We start from the raw sequence: 14,233 nt of genomic DNA on the forward strand, positions 1-14,233 counted from the left end.
GTACCCACCCATGCGGACGAACGCCCCGGACCAGCCCGGCGACCTGCCGCCGCGGCCCCTGTCCGCGCGCTCGGTCGTCCTGAGCCTGCTGCTCGGCGCGCATCCGCCGGAGCTGTCGGCGCGGGACCTCGGGCGGCTGGTGGAGGGGTTCGGCGTCGGCGGGTCCACGCTCCGGGCCGCCCTCAGCCGGATGATGGCCGCCGGAGACCTGCGGCGCACGGACACCGGGTACCGCCTCAGTGACCGTCTGCTCGGCCGTCAGCGCCGCCAGGACGACGCCCTGCGGCCGCACACGCGCGTGTGGGACGGCGACTGGGAGATGGTCGTGATCACGGCCACCGGTCGCGGCCCCGCCGAACGCGCCGACCTGCGCACCCGGCTGACCGCCCTCCGCCTGGCCGAACTCCGCGAGGGCGTCTGGCTCCGGCCGGACAACCTGGGCCGCCCCCTGCCGGGGGAGCTCGGCCGGGTCGCCGAACGCTGCACCGCCCGCCCGGACCGCCCCGCCGCCGACCTGGCGGCCAGGCTGTGGCCCCTGGACGCCTGGGCCCGGACCGCGCGGTCGCTGCTGGCCCATGCCGGCCGGGCCGAGCACCCGGCCGACCGCCTCGCGGCGTTCGCCGCCGCGGTGCGTCACCTGCTCACGGATCCGGTCCTGCCGCCGCCGCTCCTGCCCGCGGACTGGCCGGGCGAGGCCCTGCGCGCCGCGTACACCGCGTACCAGCGGGAGCTGACGGACGAGGTGCGCACGCGGGTGGGCGGGACGTGACGCAGACCGAGAGGCGCACCGGCGGGGGCCGGGCGCGGCCCGACGCGCGCGCCGCACACCGTGCCTGGGCGGCCGAGGTGTCACGCGCGTGCGCCGACAGTGTGCCTGGGCGGCCGAGGTGTCACGCGCGTGCGCCGACAGTGTGCCTGGGCGGCCGAGGTGTCACGCGCGTGCGCCGGACAGCGTGCCTGGGCGGCTCAGGTGCCACGCGTGTGCGCCGGGCGAGCGTGCCCTGGGCGGCTCAGGCGTGACGCGTGCGTGCGCCGGACAGCGTGCCCGGGCGGCCGAGGCCTCACGCGTGCGCGCGGAACCTCAGGTCTGCGTCTACGGCCAGGGCCTGGGCACCGTCGGCCTCACGCGTGCGCGCGGAACCCAGGTCTGCCTCTACGACCAGGGCCTGGGCACCGTCAGCCTCGCGCGTGCGCGCGGAACCCGAGGCCGGTGAGGCTACGGCTGCCCTCGCCGGCCCCTCCTGCCGCGCACGGCCGGGCCGTCTCTACGGCCGAACCGTCCGCGCCGCCGCCAGCAGGGACTCCCAGTCGGGCAGTTTGACCACGTTGCGGCCCAGGGACGCGCCGAGTTCGGCCTCGGCCCGTTCGATCGCCTGCCAGCCGGTCCAGGTGACCGGCTCGACGCCTTCCGCGCGCAGTGCCGCGAGCGGCTCGTCCGGCACGTTCCGGAGGGTGAGCGCGGCGGCGTCCTCCAGGAGCGAGGTCACGGTCTCCTTCGCGCACGGCCGGTTGGTGCCGATGACGCCCGTCGGGCCGCGTTTGATCCAGCCCGCCACGTACTCGCCCGGCGCGACGGCGCCCTCCCGCAGCACCCGCCCCGCCCGGTGCGGCACCGTACCGCTCGCCGGGTCGAACGGCAGGCCCTCCAGCGGGACACCGCGGTAGCCGACGGACCGCAGGACCAGTTGGGCGCCGATGTCCTCGAAGCGGCCCGTGCCGGTCACGCCGCCCCGCCCGTCCGGCACCGTCCGTTCGAAGCGCACCCCCGCCGCGCGGCCGTCCCGCGCGAGCACCTCGACCGGGCGGAGGTAGAAGCGCAGCCGGATGCGACGTCTGGCGTCCGGGGCGGGCGCGCCGGTCCAGCCGCGCAGCACCTCCACATTGCGCCGCTGCGGCGCGGGCAGGGCGGCCGGGTCCTGGCAGGCGGGGTCGGAGGTCAGCTCGGCCGCGTCGACGGCGACGCCGCTTTCCGGCAGGGTGGCCAGCTCGCGCAGCTCCTTGGTGGTGAAGCGGGCCTGCGAAGGTCCCCGGCGCCCCACCATGTGGATGTCCGTCACCGCGCTCGCCGCCAGGGCGGTGAGCGCGGCGTGCGGGACGTCGGTCCGGCTCAGCTCTGCCGCTCGGCGCGCCAGGATCCGCGTGACGTCCACCGCGACATTGCCCAGGCCGATGACGACGGCGGACCGCACACCGCGCAGGAACCCGTCGGCGGCCCGGTCGCCGTCCGCTCCCTCGCCCGGGGCGTCCGGGTGGGCGCTGTACCAGGCCACGAACTCGGTCGCGGACCAGCTGCCCGGCAGGTCCTCGCCGGGGATGCCGAGGCGCCGGTCGGTGGCGGCGCCCACGCAGTACACCACCGCGTGGTACAGCTCCCGCAGCCGGTCCGCGGGCACCCCGCCCGGGCCGACCGGGACCCCGCCGAGGAAGCGCACCCGGTCGTGCTCCAGGACGGCGCGGAGGGTGTTCTGCAGCGACTTGATCTTCTCGTGGTCCGGTGCCACGCCGTACCGGACCAGGCCGTACGGGCACGGCAGCCGGTCCAGGACGTCGACGTGCACTCCGGGGTCCTGCTGGACGAGGCCCTGGGCGGTGTAGCACCCGCTCGGTCCGGAACCGACGACGGCGACACGCAGCACGGCAGAACTCCTCACCCGGGGGGATCCGTAGGAGACCGCTGGTGCTCCCAGCATCGCACCGCTGCGGCTGAGCTGACAGGGTGCCGTGCGCTGCCGTCGGAGCGTGTTCGGCGGTATAAAAAGTGATCACGCGATTACGTTGCGTTTGTGCTCGATGCCACTTTTCTCGCTCTTTGTGATCGTTCTCCTGCGGAAGGCGCGGTGTCCGTGTGGCCCGCGTGGGCGGTGCGGGAGGGAGGACGCGCGACGCACTGGTTCCACGTCCGGCTGCTGTTCGCCGACGGCGCGCGGGTCGAGGGGCTGGTGACGGTGTCCGAGGACGGCGTCGGCGTGGAGGACCTCCGGGCCCGTCCCGCGCTCTCCCTGGACGACCTCGCGGCCTTCGCCGACTGGATCGAGGAGCCATTGGCCCGGGCGTGCGGCGCCGCCCCGGAACCGTCCGCCGGGAGCGCTGACGCCACCGGCAGGCACCGGCGCCGCCCCGTGGGGCCGCGGGGCGTCGAGGGCAGGCGGCTCGCGGCGCGCGAGTACACAGCCGCCCGCCGCGAGGGCGCGGACCCGGTGCTCGCCGTGATGGGGGCGACCGGGCACAGCCGGCGCGGGGCGCTGAGGCTCATCGGCAGGGCGCGCGACGAGGGTCTGCTGGCCCCTCGGCACGCCCGGCGCTGAGCCGCCCGCCCCGGACGCCGGGGCGTCTCACAGCATGCCGCGCATGCGGGTGATCTCGCTGGTCTGCTGGGCCACGACGTCGTCGGCCATCTCCTCGATCCGGATGTTGTTGCCCTGCGCCTTCACCTCCGTGGCCATGGTGATCGCCCCCTGGTGGTGGGTGATCATCAAGGTCAGGAAGAGCTGGTCGAAGGCCTTCCCCTCGGCCGCCCGCAACTGCTTCATCTGCGCCGGGGCCACCATGCCCGGCATGGTCGCGTGGTCGTGGCCGTCCCCGTGCCCCTTGCCGTGTCCCTCGTCGGTCTCCGACTCGCCGTGCGTCTTCAGCCAGCCGCGCATCGCCTCGATCTCCGGGCCCTGGGCGGCGGCGATCCGCTCGGCCAGCTTCACGATCCTGCCCGACTCGGCGCGGTCCGGGACCAGTTCGGTCATCTCCAACGCCTGGGCGTGATGGACGATCATCATCCGCGTGTAGGAGACGTCCGCCGCGTTGGGGGAGTCGTCCTCCGCGCGCTGCTCGGCGGCCTCCTCGGCCGACAGGGTCCGGTTCTGCCCGCCCGGTTCACCCGGCGCGATGACCGAAGGTCCCTTCGTCGCGGCGGACCGGTCCTCCTCGCCGCCCGACTCACAGGCGGCCAGGCCGAGAACGGCGAGGGCGACGAGTGCGGCCGGTCCGGCCGTCCGGGCCGAAGGGCGGTTCGGGCGGCGGAAGAGCACATCGGCCTCCTGTGGCGGGGGGTGTGGGGCAGGAGTGCACGGCACCTCGACGGACTGCGTGGCCGCTCCGGCACGCTTCCACATGTCGCCGGTCGGAAAACCTCGTTGCGGCTGCATTGCCCCCTATTGATATGTGCATGACTGCCACGATACTGCCGGAGCGAAAACCGTTCGCACCGAACGGAACCAGGGAGGAAAAACAGTGATCCTGTTGCCCGATTCCCGAACCCGTCGCAGACGACTCGGAGTTGCCGCCGCCGCCGCCGGCGGGCTGCTGGCCGCGCTCCTGACCGCCGCCCCCGCCACGGCGATCCCCGACCCGGGAGACGTGCCGGCCGCCCCCGAAGAGGTGTCGCAGAGCGACCGCGCCGAAGCGCGCACGGCCATCGAGAACGGCGAGATACCAGGCCAGGACGAGGTCGCCCACTCCCGCAACATGCGCCACGTGGCCAACATCCCCAAGGACGCCCTGCCGGGGACCAACTCCGACCTGGCCTTCCAGGGCCGGTACGCCTTCGCCGGAAACTACGACGGCTTCCGCATCTTCGACATCAGCAACCCCAGGTCGCCGAAGACCGTCGCCCAGGTCCTGTGCCCCGGCTCGCAGAACGACATCTCCGTCTCCGGGGACCTGCTGTTCCTGTCCACCGACTCCTCGCGCAGCGACAGCAGTTGCAACAGCACCACCCAGCCGGCCACCGAGAAGTCCTCCTGGGAGGGCATGAAGGTCTTCGACATCAGCGACAAGCGGAACCCGCGCTACGTCGCCGCCGTCGAGACCGCCTGCGGCTCCCACACCCACACCCTGGTGCCCGAGCGCAAGAACGTCTACATCTACGTGTCGTCGTACTCGCCGAGCGCCTCCTACCCCGACTGCCTGCCGCCGCACGACGGCATCTCCGTCATCAAGGTGCCGCGCAAGGCCCCGCACAAGGCGGCGGTCGTCGGCTTCCCGGTGCTCTTCCCCGGTGAGGGCCCGGACGGCGGCGGCAACCCGGGTGCGCCCACCAACCCGGGCGTCTCCAAGACCACCGGCTGCCACGACATCACCGTGCTGCCCTCCAAGGACCTCGCGGCCGGCGCCTGCATGGGCGACGGCATCCTGTTCTCCCTCCGCAACCCGGAGCGGCCGAAGGTGATCGACCGGGTCCAGGACAACGTCAACTTCGCGTTCTGGCACTCGGCGACCTTCAACCAGAAGGCCGACAAGGTCGTCTTCACCGACGAGCTGGGCGGCGGAGGCGGCGCCACCTGCAACGCGGAGGTCGGGCCCCACCGGGGCGCCAACGGCATCTACGACATCAAGGGCAGGGGCGACCACCGCAAGCTGGTCTTCCGCAGCTACTTCAAGATCCCCCGCCACCAGGCCGACACCGAGAACTGCGTCGCTCACAACGGCTCACTGATCCCCGTCAGGGGCCGCGACCTGATGGTCCAGGCCTGGTACCAGGGCGGCGTCTCGGTCTGGGACTTCACCAACTCCTCGAAACCCAAGGAGATCGCCTGGTTCGAGCGGGGACCGCTGACCACCGACCGCCTCGTCACCGGCGGTGCCTGGTCGGCGTACTACTACAACGGCTACATCTACTCGAACGACATCGCCAAGGGGCTGGACGTCCTGCGCGTCGACGACCGTCGCACCGATCCGGCCCGCCGGATCCACCTGCGTGAGCTCAACGTCCAGACGCAGCCGGACTACTTCGACTGACCCTCCGGCCCGGGACGGCGGTGCGGCACCGGGCAGTCGGGTGCCGGTCCGGTCGCGAAGAACCGTGACAGATCCGTCCGGCCGGCCTCACGCGTCCCGCCGGGTGCCTCGGTGCCCGGCGGGACACCCATCTCCCAGTCCAGCCGGTAGCGCTTGAACAGCTCCGCGCGCAGGACCGGCAGCTCCATGGGCGCCCCCGGCATCAGGGCCGCGAACACGGCCCCCATCAGCAGCGCGCGCAGCATCGGATAGTCGGTCCCGGTATCGGACGAGCCGTGCCGCGCCACCGTGTCGCTCAGCAGCTCCGCCAGACGCCGCTGCTCCGGACACGGCACGAAGCCCTCCGCCTGCAGCAGCCCCGCCATGTGCTGGCGCATGAGCACCGGCCGGTCGCGCGCCAGGCCCAGGATCGCGTCGATGGCCCGCGCCATCCGCTCCCGGCCGTCCTCGGTGCGCGGCTCCCGCTCCAGCGCCTCCTCGAGCGTGCGGTGCATCAGCCGGTGCACCGCGGACTGCACCAGGGTGCGCTTGCCCGGGAAGTAGTAGGAGACCAGACCGCGTGCGGTGCCCGCCCGGTCGGCTATGTCGCCGAGTGTCGTCGCCTCGTAGCCGCGCTCGCTGACCACCTCGACGGCGGCCTGCAGAAGCCGCTCCTTCGAACGCCTTCGCAACTCTTCATTGACCGAGGCGCTGCGCGGGGACATGCTTGACTCCTGCGTTGACTGGCTGCCAGCCAACTATACTCAGCGCGTCCGGCCGTGCCCCTCGCGGGGCGCGGTCCGGCTGCCGCTCTCCTCGGGCGACGCGGGGGATCGTCCGAGGGGAGTGGTGTTTCCCCTGGTCAGCGGGGCACGGGGGAGCGGGAGTGGGGCAGCCTCGCGGCGTCAGGGGTGGTGTCGCAGGCCGTGGACCCACACCGCCGCGGCCACGACGAAGGCGCCCAGCAGCCAGCCGGCCAGGACGTCCGTGGGCCAGTGCACGCCCAGCCACACGCGCGTGAGCCCGACGCCCGCCACCGAGATCACCGCCAGCGCGACCGCCGTCCACCACAGCCGCGGGCCCACGCCCCGGCGGTGCAGCAGCCACAGCAGCAGGCCGAGGACCACGGTCGCGGTCATGGCGTGACCCGACGGGAAGGCCGCGTAGTGGGCCGAGTCGACGGGGTCGGGCCAGACGGGGCGGGCACGGCCCACGGCCGCCTTCATCCCCTGTTGCAGCGCCGCGGCCAGGGCGACCGTCAGCACCAGCCACACCGCCGTCCAGCGGGCCGCGTACCGCCACAGCAGCAGGACGACCACCGCCCCGCACAGCACCCGCAGCGTCAGCGGGTCCCACACCCAGTCGGTGAGGATCCGGGCCGTCCGGGTCAGTCCGGGCTCCTCGACCGCCCAGCGGTGCGTGGTGCGGGAGATGTCGCGGTCCAGGGCCAGCAGCGGACGCCAGCGGAGGGCCACCAGGAACAGCAGGAGCGCCGAGCACAGGGCCAGGACACCGGCGGACCGGGCGGCAGGGCGGGGGTCCGGCGGAGCGGGCGGTGCGTCCACGTGGGGGGTGTGCATGCGGTGATCCTCGCCGACCTGGGGGCGTGGGGCCGAACCCGGTCGCGGCCCGCGCGGCCCCCTGGACTACCCCAGTGCCCGCAGTCCCGGCATGAATGCCAGCAGCACCGGAACCACCGGCACCAGCGACGCCGCGGCCGTCAGCCGCAGCCGGCGGCCCGTGGTGAGCCGGTCCGGGGGCGTCAGCAGCCGGTGCACGCGGGCGCGGACGTGGGCCTGCGGGGTGGGGCAGGGTCCGAACACCCCGCGGTCCTCGTTGAGTTCCACCAGCGCGAGCGCGGTGGTGAGGCGGCCGAAGCGGCGGGAGGCCACGTCGTCGGCGGCGAGTTCCACCAGCCGGTGCATCTCGTCGCGGAACGCCGCGAAGACCCGCACCTGGGGGAAGCCGGCGGCCAGCGCCCCGGAGCAGTTCAGCAGCCAGTCGTGCCGGGCCCGGGCGTGTCCCCGCTCGTGGGCGAGGACCGCGTCCAGCTGCCGCCCCTTCAGGCGGCGCAGCGCGGCCGTGGTGACGACGAGTTGGGGCGGCGTCCCCGGCAGCCACCAGGCGTCGGGGCGTTCGCCCTCCAGGACCACCAGCCGGTCCTCGCCGGGCTCCTCACCGGGCAGCAGCGGCGCCCGCACGACCAGCTCGGCCCGGCGCGCGCGGCGCCGGGCACGCGCCCGCAGGACCTCGCGGACGAGCATCGCGGCGCTCCACAGCCCGCCGCACGCCAGGACCACCGCGGTGGCCGCCGCCGTGGGTCCGGCCGTCCCGAGGGCGTACGCCTCCACGACGGCGCCGGGCGCCGTGGCGAAGACGGGGCCGCCCACCGCCTGCCAGGCGGCCGCCGCGCTGAAGGTCATGGACAGGGCGCAGCACACCAGTACGGCCGCGACGACGCACTGCCACACCCACAGCGCCACCACCGGTTCCCGGTCCGTCCAGTCCGCCCGGGCGAGCAGCCTGGGTCCTGCCACGGCGGTCAGCACGCCGAGCAGCAACAGGGCCGCGGGGAGCATCATGCGCCCAGCCTAGAGCGCGGCCCGGCCCGGTGGTACGGCCCGGCCGGCGAAGTGACGCAGGCAACGGCCCTGCGCGGAGGCGGGCGCAGGGCGCGTGCGGGCCGCAAGTGGGGGCGGCGGTCCGGTCGTTGGACGCCCGTGCGCCGGGCGCGCGGTCACATCATGAGCAGCATCGCCACCATCGCCATCCCCATGGAGAGCCGGCAGGCACGCGCCACCTCGGGCCGGTCGCCCCACCCGGGGGCCGGACCGGCACCCGCGACGGCCGGTACGGGGATCAGCCGGACCCCCGCCACCAGCACGTAGGCGCAGAAGTAGAGCAGCAGGAGGCCGGTCAGCAGGGGCAGGCCCGAGCCGCCGTGCCGGTGACCGGAGGACCCCGCCATCGCCACCGACATGTGGACCATGGCGCCCGCCTCCACCAGATGGTGGAGATGACGCGGTCTCGCGCGCGCCGCCCACAGCGCGTGGAGGCCGACCGCCCCGAACAGCAGCGCGTAGGCGGACCAGGCCCAGGACGGCGGGGTGAACACCGCCGCGGGCACGGCCATGGCGGCCATCCCGAACCCCATGAGGGCCTCCCCGCCCGCGGCGCGGCGCTGCTCCTCGACACCGCTGCGCATCCGCAGCAGGCAGTAGGCGCCGGTCGCCGCGCAGAGCGCGACGAGCAGCCAGCCGGACGACGCCGGTCCGTGCACGCGAACCTCCCCCTCGACCCGTCGGCGGTCGGTCAAGGACTGCCCGGGGTCCGTGCCGTGCACGCGAGCGCACGGGTGTACACGGGGAGCGTTCGGGGGAGCGTGACGGCGCCGAGGAATACTTTACAAGTAAAACACATGCTAACGTTGTGCGTCATGAGCAGTGCGACCCCCACCCCGCCCGACGCCCCCCGCACTCCTCGCCTCCCGGTCGCCGGCGTGCTCCGACTCGGCCGCCCCTCCGGCATCTGGTTCAAGCCCGCCACCAGCGTGGTCGTCGCGGCCGCCCCGCCCAACCTGCTGCTCGTCGCCCTCGGACGGCTCGACCTCGCCCTGTACACCATGGCCGGGTCCCTGTGCGCCCTCTACGCCCACAACCGGCCCTACGCGGCCCGTGCCAAGGTCCTGGCCGGGGTGGTGGCCGGCATGGTCGGCAGCCTGGGCGTCGCCCTCCTGGCGGCCTCGCTCACCCGCCACGCCGTCCTCCTGGTCACCGTCGGCGCCGTCCTCGCGGCCGTGCAGAAGGTGGTCTGCGACGCCACCCGGATCGGCCCGCCCGGCCACGTCATCCTCGTCTTCGTCAGCTCCGCCGCCCTCTTCATGCCCCAGACCCCCGGTCAGCTTCCCGGCCACCTCGGCCTGGCCCTCGCCGCCGGGGCCTGGGCCTGGCTGGTCGGCATGGCGCCCGCCCCGTTCCGTCCGCACGGCCCGGAGCGCCGCGCCACCGCCCAGGCCCTGAACGCCGCCGCCGGGTACGCCGAGGCGGCCCGTTCCGGCGCCACCGGGGCTCGCGCGGGCGCCTACGCCGCCGTGCAGGCCGCCTGGCAGACCCTGCTCGCCGCCGGCGCCCGCTCCGCCACCCGGGACGCCCTGGAGCGCCTCGTCGTCCGCGCCGAGATCGTCCTCGCCGACCCCGCCGCCACCCACCCCGCCCGGCTGCGTGCCTGGGCCCGCTCCCTGCGCGGCACCGGCCCCGTCCCGCCGGCCGACGACCTCGGCGGCGCGGCAGCCGAACTCCTCGGCACGGCCGCCGAGCGGGCCGCCCCGCCCCGCCCGCTGTGGACCCGGATCGCCCCCCTCGCCCCGATCGCCGTGCGCACCGCCCTCGGCTGCGCCCTGGCCGGCTACGCCTCCCTCGCCCTCGGGATCGGCCGCCCCTACTGGGCGCTGGTCACCGCTGCCTCGCTCTACCAGGCCAACATCACCCTCACCTGGGGCCGCACGGTGCAGCGCGTGGTCGGCAACCTCCTCGGCGTGCTGCTGTTCGCCGCGGTGGCGCCGCTGGCCCACGTGAGCCCGCTCGCCCTGGTGCTGTGCTGCCTCGCCTTCAACTTCGGGGCCGAGGCCCTGATCAGCCGCAACTACTGGCTCGGCACTGTCTGCGTCACGCCCCTGGCCCTGCTCGTCACCGAGTTCGCGGGCCACCAGCGGACCGACGCCCTCGTTGCCGAGCGGGTGGCCGACACCCTCGTCGGTGCCCTGGTGGGCTTCGCCGCCGCCCTGGCCGTCACCAACCGGCGCGCCGGCAGCCGTGTCGAGCACGCACTCGCCACCGCCGACGCCGCGCGCGAGCACACCGCCCGCCTCCTGGCCGGGCCGCAGCCGGAGCCGGCGGCCCTGGAGGAGGCGCGCCGCCGGCTCACCACCGCGCTCGTCGCCCTCCGGGACGCGGCCGAGGCCGCCGCGGGCGAATGGTGGCAGCGCGCGCTGTCCCAGGAGCGGGTGGTACGCGCCGAACAGGCGGGACACCGTACGCTCGCCGCGACGGTACGACGCCAGGGACTGCTCGCGGGTTCCGGCACGGGCACACACACGGAGGACGTACGGCCATGACGGCGACCGCAGGACCATCGGCCACCGGAGGAGCCCCGGCGCCCGAGGGTGACGTGACGGGCTTCCCGGCGGGCGCCGGGCGTGACGACACGGTCGCCGCGGTCGTCCGCCAGTGGCGGGCCGTCCACCCGGACCTCGACACCGGCCCGATGGAGGTCATCGGACGCATCAACCGGTGCGCCGCCCTCCTCCAGCAGGCCGAGGACGCGCCGCTGCGCCGGGCGGGCCTGACCCGGCCCGAATTCGATCTGCTGGGCGCGCTGCGCCGCACCGGGCACGAACTGACCCCGGGGGACCTGGCCCGCGAGACCTTCTCCTCGGGGGCCGCCGTCACCAAACGCCTCAAGCAGCTCGGGGAGCGCGGGCTGGTGGAACGCCGCGGCGACACCCGCGACCGGCGCGTCACCCACGTGCGTCTCACCGGCGCGGGACGCGACCTCGTCGACGCGGTCCTGCCGGTGCAGCTCACCTACGAGAGTGCCGTGCTGTCCGGCCTGGACGGGCCGGAACTCGGCGAGCTGGCCGCACTGCTCGGTGCCCTGCTGGGCCAGCTGGAGGGACGCCTGGGCGCGCTGCGCGCGTGACCCGCGGCGCGGCAGCGGTCAGGCCGCGCTGTCCGCCGCCCGGTACACGCCGAACACGGCCCCCTGCGGGTCGCGCAGGACGGCGATACGGGGCCCCGCGTCGGGGAGCGAGGCGGGCTCCATCAGCACGGTGCCGCCCGCGCGGGTGGCGGTCAGGGCGGTGTCGTCGACGTCGGCGACCGCGAAGTAGGGCAGCCAGTGCGCGGGGACCTCGTGCGGGAACTTCTCGTCCATGGTCACCATGCCGCCGAACCGTGCGCCGCCGATGCTCCACCGCGGGTACCGCTGGTCCAGGTCCGTGCTCCAGCCGAACACGGCCCCGTAGAAGCCGGCGGAGGGCCGCGGCGCGCGGGTCAGCAGTTCCACCCAGCCCAGCGTTCCCGGCGCGTTGAACCGCCCGGCGCCTGGGAATGACTCCGGCTGCCAGAGCTGGAACACGGCCCCGCCCGGGTCGGCGGCCACCGCGAAGCGGCCCACGTCGAACACGTCCATCGGGCCGAGGATCACGCTCCCGCCCTCCGCCAGCACCCGGCGCAGGGTGGCCTCGGCGTCGGTCACCGCGAACGAGACGGTCCAGGCGACGGACTGGGACTGCTGGAAGAGCGGCGCGAGCGCGGCGACCGCCGCGTCGTCGAGGTGGGCGACCGTGTACCCGCCCGCCTCCTGGCGGTCGTCGGTCTCCGGACGCCAGCCGAACAGCCGGGTGTAGAACCGCTTGGCACCCTCCAGGTCGCTGGTCCCGAGCTCCGCCCAGCAGGGCCCGCCGGTCACCGGCTCGGTCAGCTCCATGACACACCTCCCGCGTGATCCCCCGGCCGCCCTCTCCAGCACGCTAAGCGGAGGCTCGCCGTCCGGCCATCCCGGCGCGACCCCTCCGCGGCGGACGGGCCCCGGCGCGGGCGGGGCGCAGCGCGCCCGGGCGGGGTCAGATCCCCGGGCGGTACCGCAGCGGATGATCGGCCGGCGTCTCCACCAGGACGATGGGGGTGCCATCCGGGTCGGCGATCCACATCTCGATCAGTCCCCACGGCTCGCGCACCGGGGGCCGGACGATCTCCACGCCCCGCTCCCGCAGCTCCGCGTGCGCCGCGGCGACGTCCTCGACCTGGAGCCACAGCCGGACCGACGGGGACGGCGCCGCGTCCGAGCGGCCCGACAGCTCCAGGAAGCCGCCGCCGAGGAAGTACACGGTGCCCCGCTCGGGACCGGTGCCGAACTCGCGGTACACGGCGAGCCCGAGCCGCTCGCCGTAGAAGTCCCGGGACCGCTCGGGATCGGAGGGGCGGAGGAGGACGCGGCTGCCCAGTACGTGCACCATGCGGCCGAGCGTAGTGGCCGCGCTAGTCTCGTCCTGGCCGAGCCGCGCCCCGACGCGGTGAAGACGCACAGAGCAACCGGAGAAGCGCCCATGGAATCCGCCGCCACCCCTCCCCTGACCTACCGCGACGCCACCGACGCCGACGTGGACGAGCTCGTCGCGCTGATCGAGTCGGCGTACCGGGGCGACGCCAGCCGGGCCGGCTGGACCACGGAAGCGGACCTCCTGGACGGGCAGCGCACCGACCCGCAGGGCGTGCTGGAGGTCATCAAGACCCCCGACAGCCGGCTGCTGACCGTCGAGCGCGACGGCCGCATAGTCGCCTGCTGCCAGCTGGAGCGCCGCGGCGAGCAGGCCTACTTCGGGATGTTCGCGGTCAGCCCCGCGCTCCAGGGCGGCGGACTCGGCAGGACGATCATCGAGGAGGCCGAGCGGCAGGTCCGCGAGAGCTGGGGCGCCCGCGAGATGCACATGACCGTGATCACCGCGCGCGAGGAGCTGATCGCCTGGTACGAGCGGCGCGGCTACCGCCGTACCGGCAGCACGAGCCCCTTCCCGTACGGCGACGAGCGCTTCGGCATCCCGCGGCGCCCCGACCTCCGGTTCGAGCTGCTGATCAAGGAGCTGGGCTGACCGTCACGCGGTGAACCGGCCGGTGCGTTTGATCTCGGGGTAGTCGGTGGTCGCCCCGTCCAGGCCGAGGGCGCGCACCAGCCTCAGGTGGTCCTGGGTGTTCACGACCCAGCCGATGACCCGCAGGTCCGCCTTGCGCGCGTGCTCCACGGTCTCCAGGGTGAGCCGGCGGATGTTCAGGCACACGGTCGAGGCGCCGGCCGCCACCGCGCGGTCCACGACGTCCGTGCCGATGGGGAGGCTGGCCACCAGCGCCGTGCGGACGCCCGGCACCAGCCGGGCGATCTCGGCGATCGCCTCGTCGTGGAACGAGGACACCTCCACGCGCCCGGCGAGGTCGCGCGCGTTCATCACCTCGGCCAGGGCGCGGGCCGCCTGCACGTCCTTGATCTCCGCCTGGAGGGGTGCCCGGACGGCGTCGAGCACCTCCTCGAACACGGGGATCCGCTCGCCGCCCCCGGCGTCCAGGGTGCGCAGTTCGGCGAGGGTCTTGTCGGCGATCGCGCCGGTGCCGTCCGTGGTGCGGTCGACGTCCGGGTCGTGCATGACGACGAGTACGCCGTCCTTGCTCAGGTGCAGATCCAGTTCGATGACGTCGAGGCCCGACTCCTGGGCGGCGACGAAGGACCGGAGGGTGTTCTCGGGCTCGACACCCATGACTCCGCGATGACCGATGGTGAGGAAGTTCAAGACTGGACTCGCTTCCGTCGACGGCGGCGGGGGGCCGCGTCCCTGCGGCCCTCCTGGACCGTATCGCCTGTGCCCGCCGCGTCCAGAGGATGAACCCTGTTCGCGCACAGCGTCGCCCACCCGCGTGATCGACAGGAAAAAATGCAGTGAAGAAGGGGGTGCGGCAGGATGATTTCCCGAGGGCCC

Annotated in this window: 16 protein-coding genes; 7 read left to right on the top strand and 9 right to left on the bottom strand. The window is 74.5% G+C overall.

Features of this window, described 5'->3' with window-relative positions; translation table 11 throughout:
* Positions 1 to 10 precede the first annotated feature (10 nt).
* Positions 11 to 769, top strand: coding sequence for a PaaX family transcriptional regulator C-terminal domain-containing protein (locus ACIRPP_RS00975; protein ID WP_403636816.1), 759 nt, complete (start codon positions 11 to 13; stop codon positions 767 to 769).
* A gap of 298 nt (positions 770 to 1,067) precedes the next feature.
* Complete coding sequence (locus ACIRPP_RS00980; protein WP_403636817.1) at positions 1,068 to 1,214, top strand: hypothetical protein; 147 nt, start codon at positions 1,068 to 1,070, stop codon at positions 1,212 to 1,214.
* 51 nt (positions 1,215 to 1,265) lie between these two features.
* Here ACIRPP_RS00980 and ACIRPP_RS00985 read toward each other — a convergent pair whose 3' ends face one another.
* Positions 1,266 to 2,636 carry an FAD-dependent oxidoreductase gene (locus tag ACIRPP_RS00985; protein WP_403636819.1) on the bottom strand — a complete coding sequence of 457 codons (1,371 nt, stop codon included), beginning with the start codon at positions 2,634 to 2,636 and terminating at the stop codon, positions 1,266 to 1,268.
* A gap of 201 nt (positions 2,637 to 2,837) precedes the next feature.
* Here ACIRPP_RS00985 and ACIRPP_RS00990 point away from each other — a divergent pair, with 201 nt between their 5' ends.
* Positions 2,838 to 3,305 carry a DUF6214 family protein gene (locus tag ACIRPP_RS00990; protein ID WP_403636820.1) on the top strand — a complete coding sequence of 156 codons (468 nt, stop codon included), beginning with the start codon at positions 2,838 to 2,840 and terminating at the stop codon, positions 3,303 to 3,305.
* A 27-nt stretch (positions 3,306 to 3,332) separates the two neighbouring features.
* Here the strand turns inward: ACIRPP_RS00990 and ACIRPP_RS00995 are convergent, their stop codons facing one another.
* Positions 3,333 to 4,022 (bottom strand): DUF305 domain-containing protein, encoded by a 690-nt coding sequence (locus ACIRPP_RS00995; RefSeq protein WP_403636822.1) that lies wholly within the window; start codon positions 4,020 to 4,022, stop codon positions 3,333 to 3,335.
* A gap of 202 nt (positions 4,023 to 4,224) precedes the next feature.
* Between ACIRPP_RS00995 and ACIRPP_RS01000 the strand changes: the two genes are divergently transcribed.
* Positions 4,225 to 5,730, top strand: a complete 1,506-nt coding sequence (locus tag ACIRPP_RS01000; protein WP_403636824.1) for an LVIVD repeat-containing protein — start codon at positions 4,225 to 4,227, stop codon at positions 5,728 to 5,730.
* On the opposite strand, the gene ACIRPP_RS01005 is transcribed toward ACIRPP_RS01000, so the two are convergent.
* From ACIRPP_RS01005 to ACIRPP_RS01020, 4 genes are all read right to left on the bottom strand, one after another.
* On the bottom strand, positions 5,718 to 6,434 hold the full coding sequence (locus ACIRPP_RS01005; RefSeq protein WP_403636826.1) for a TetR/AcrR family transcriptional regulator: 717 nt from the start codon (positions 6,432 to 6,434) through the stop codon (positions 5,718 to 5,720). The genes ACIRPP_RS01000 and ACIRPP_RS01005 overlap by 13 nt on opposite strands.
* 180 nt (positions 6,435 to 6,614) lie before the next feature.
* Positions 6,615 to 7,289: a phosphatase PAP2 family protein gene (locus ACIRPP_RS01010; protein WP_403636828.1), complete on the bottom strand. Its 675-nt coding sequence runs from the start codon at positions 7,287 to 7,289 to the stop codon at positions 6,615 to 6,617.
* A gap of 66 nt (positions 7,290 to 7,355) precedes the next feature.
* Positions 7,356 to 8,291 (bottom strand): M56 family metallopeptidase, encoded by a 936-nt coding sequence (locus ACIRPP_RS01015; RefSeq protein WP_403636830.1) that lies wholly within the window; start codon positions 8,289 to 8,291, stop codon positions 7,356 to 7,358.
* A 155-nt stretch (positions 8,292 to 8,446) separates the two neighbouring features.
* Entirely contained in the window at positions 8,447 to 8,989 is a 543-nt protein-coding gene (locus tag ACIRPP_RS01020) for a DUF5134 domain-containing protein (RefSeq protein WP_164338307.1), read from the bottom strand.
* Between the two features lie 156 nt (positions 8,990 to 9,145).
* Here ACIRPP_RS01020 and ACIRPP_RS01025 point away from each other — a divergent pair, with 156 nt between their 5' ends.
* On the top strand, positions 9,146 to 10,822 hold the full coding sequence (locus ACIRPP_RS01025; protein WP_403636832.1) for an FUSC family protein: 1,677 nt from the start codon (positions 9,146 to 9,148) through the stop codon (positions 10,820 to 10,822).
* The gene (locus ACIRPP_RS01030) at positions 10,819 to 11,406 is read left to right on the top strand and encodes a MarR family winged helix-turn-helix transcriptional regulator (protein ID WP_403636834.1); all 588 of its coding nucleotides are present in this window, start codon (positions 10,819 to 10,821) and stop codon (positions 11,404 to 11,406) included. The genes ACIRPP_RS01025 and ACIRPP_RS01030 overlap by 4 nt, the downstream gene beginning before the upstream one ends.
* A gap of 18 nt (positions 11,407 to 11,424) precedes the next feature.
* Here ACIRPP_RS01030 and ACIRPP_RS01035 read toward each other — a convergent pair whose 3' ends face one another.
* Together ACIRPP_RS01035 and ACIRPP_RS01040 are read right to left on the bottom strand one after the other, a co-directional pair.
* Positions 11,425 to 12,195 (bottom strand): VOC family protein, encoded by a 771-nt coding sequence (locus tag ACIRPP_RS01035; protein ID WP_403636836.1) that lies wholly within the window; start codon positions 12,193 to 12,195, stop codon positions 11,425 to 11,427.
* A gap of 136 nt (positions 12,196 to 12,331) precedes the next feature.
* A complete protein-coding gene (locus tag ACIRPP_RS01040; RefSeq protein ID WP_403636838.1) occupies positions 12,332 to 12,724 on the bottom strand; it encodes a VOC family protein in 393 nt (130 codons plus the stop codon).
* A gap of 90 nt (positions 12,725 to 12,814) precedes the next feature.
* Between ACIRPP_RS01040 and ACIRPP_RS01045 the strand changes: the two genes are divergently transcribed.
* Complete coding sequence (locus ACIRPP_RS01045) at positions 12,815 to 13,357, top strand: GNAT family N-acetyltransferase (RefSeq protein ID WP_403636840.1); 543 nt, start codon at positions 12,815 to 12,817, stop codon at positions 13,355 to 13,357.
* A 3-nt stretch (positions 13,358 to 13,360) separates the two neighbouring features.
* Here ACIRPP_RS01045 and ACIRPP_RS01050 read toward each other — a convergent pair whose 3' ends face one another.
* Positions 13,361 to 14,047 (bottom strand): glycerophosphodiester phosphodiesterase, encoded by a 687-nt coding sequence (locus ACIRPP_RS01050; RefSeq protein WP_403636842.1) that lies wholly within the window; start codon positions 14,045 to 14,047, stop codon positions 13,361 to 13,363.
* Between the last annotated feature and the right edge of the window lie 186 nt (positions 14,048 to 14,233).

Source organism: Streptomyces sp. NPDC101219, assembly GCF_044767675.1.
Classification (GTDB): domain Bacteria; phylum Actinomycetota; class Actinomycetes; order Streptomycetales; family Streptomycetaceae; genus Streptomyces.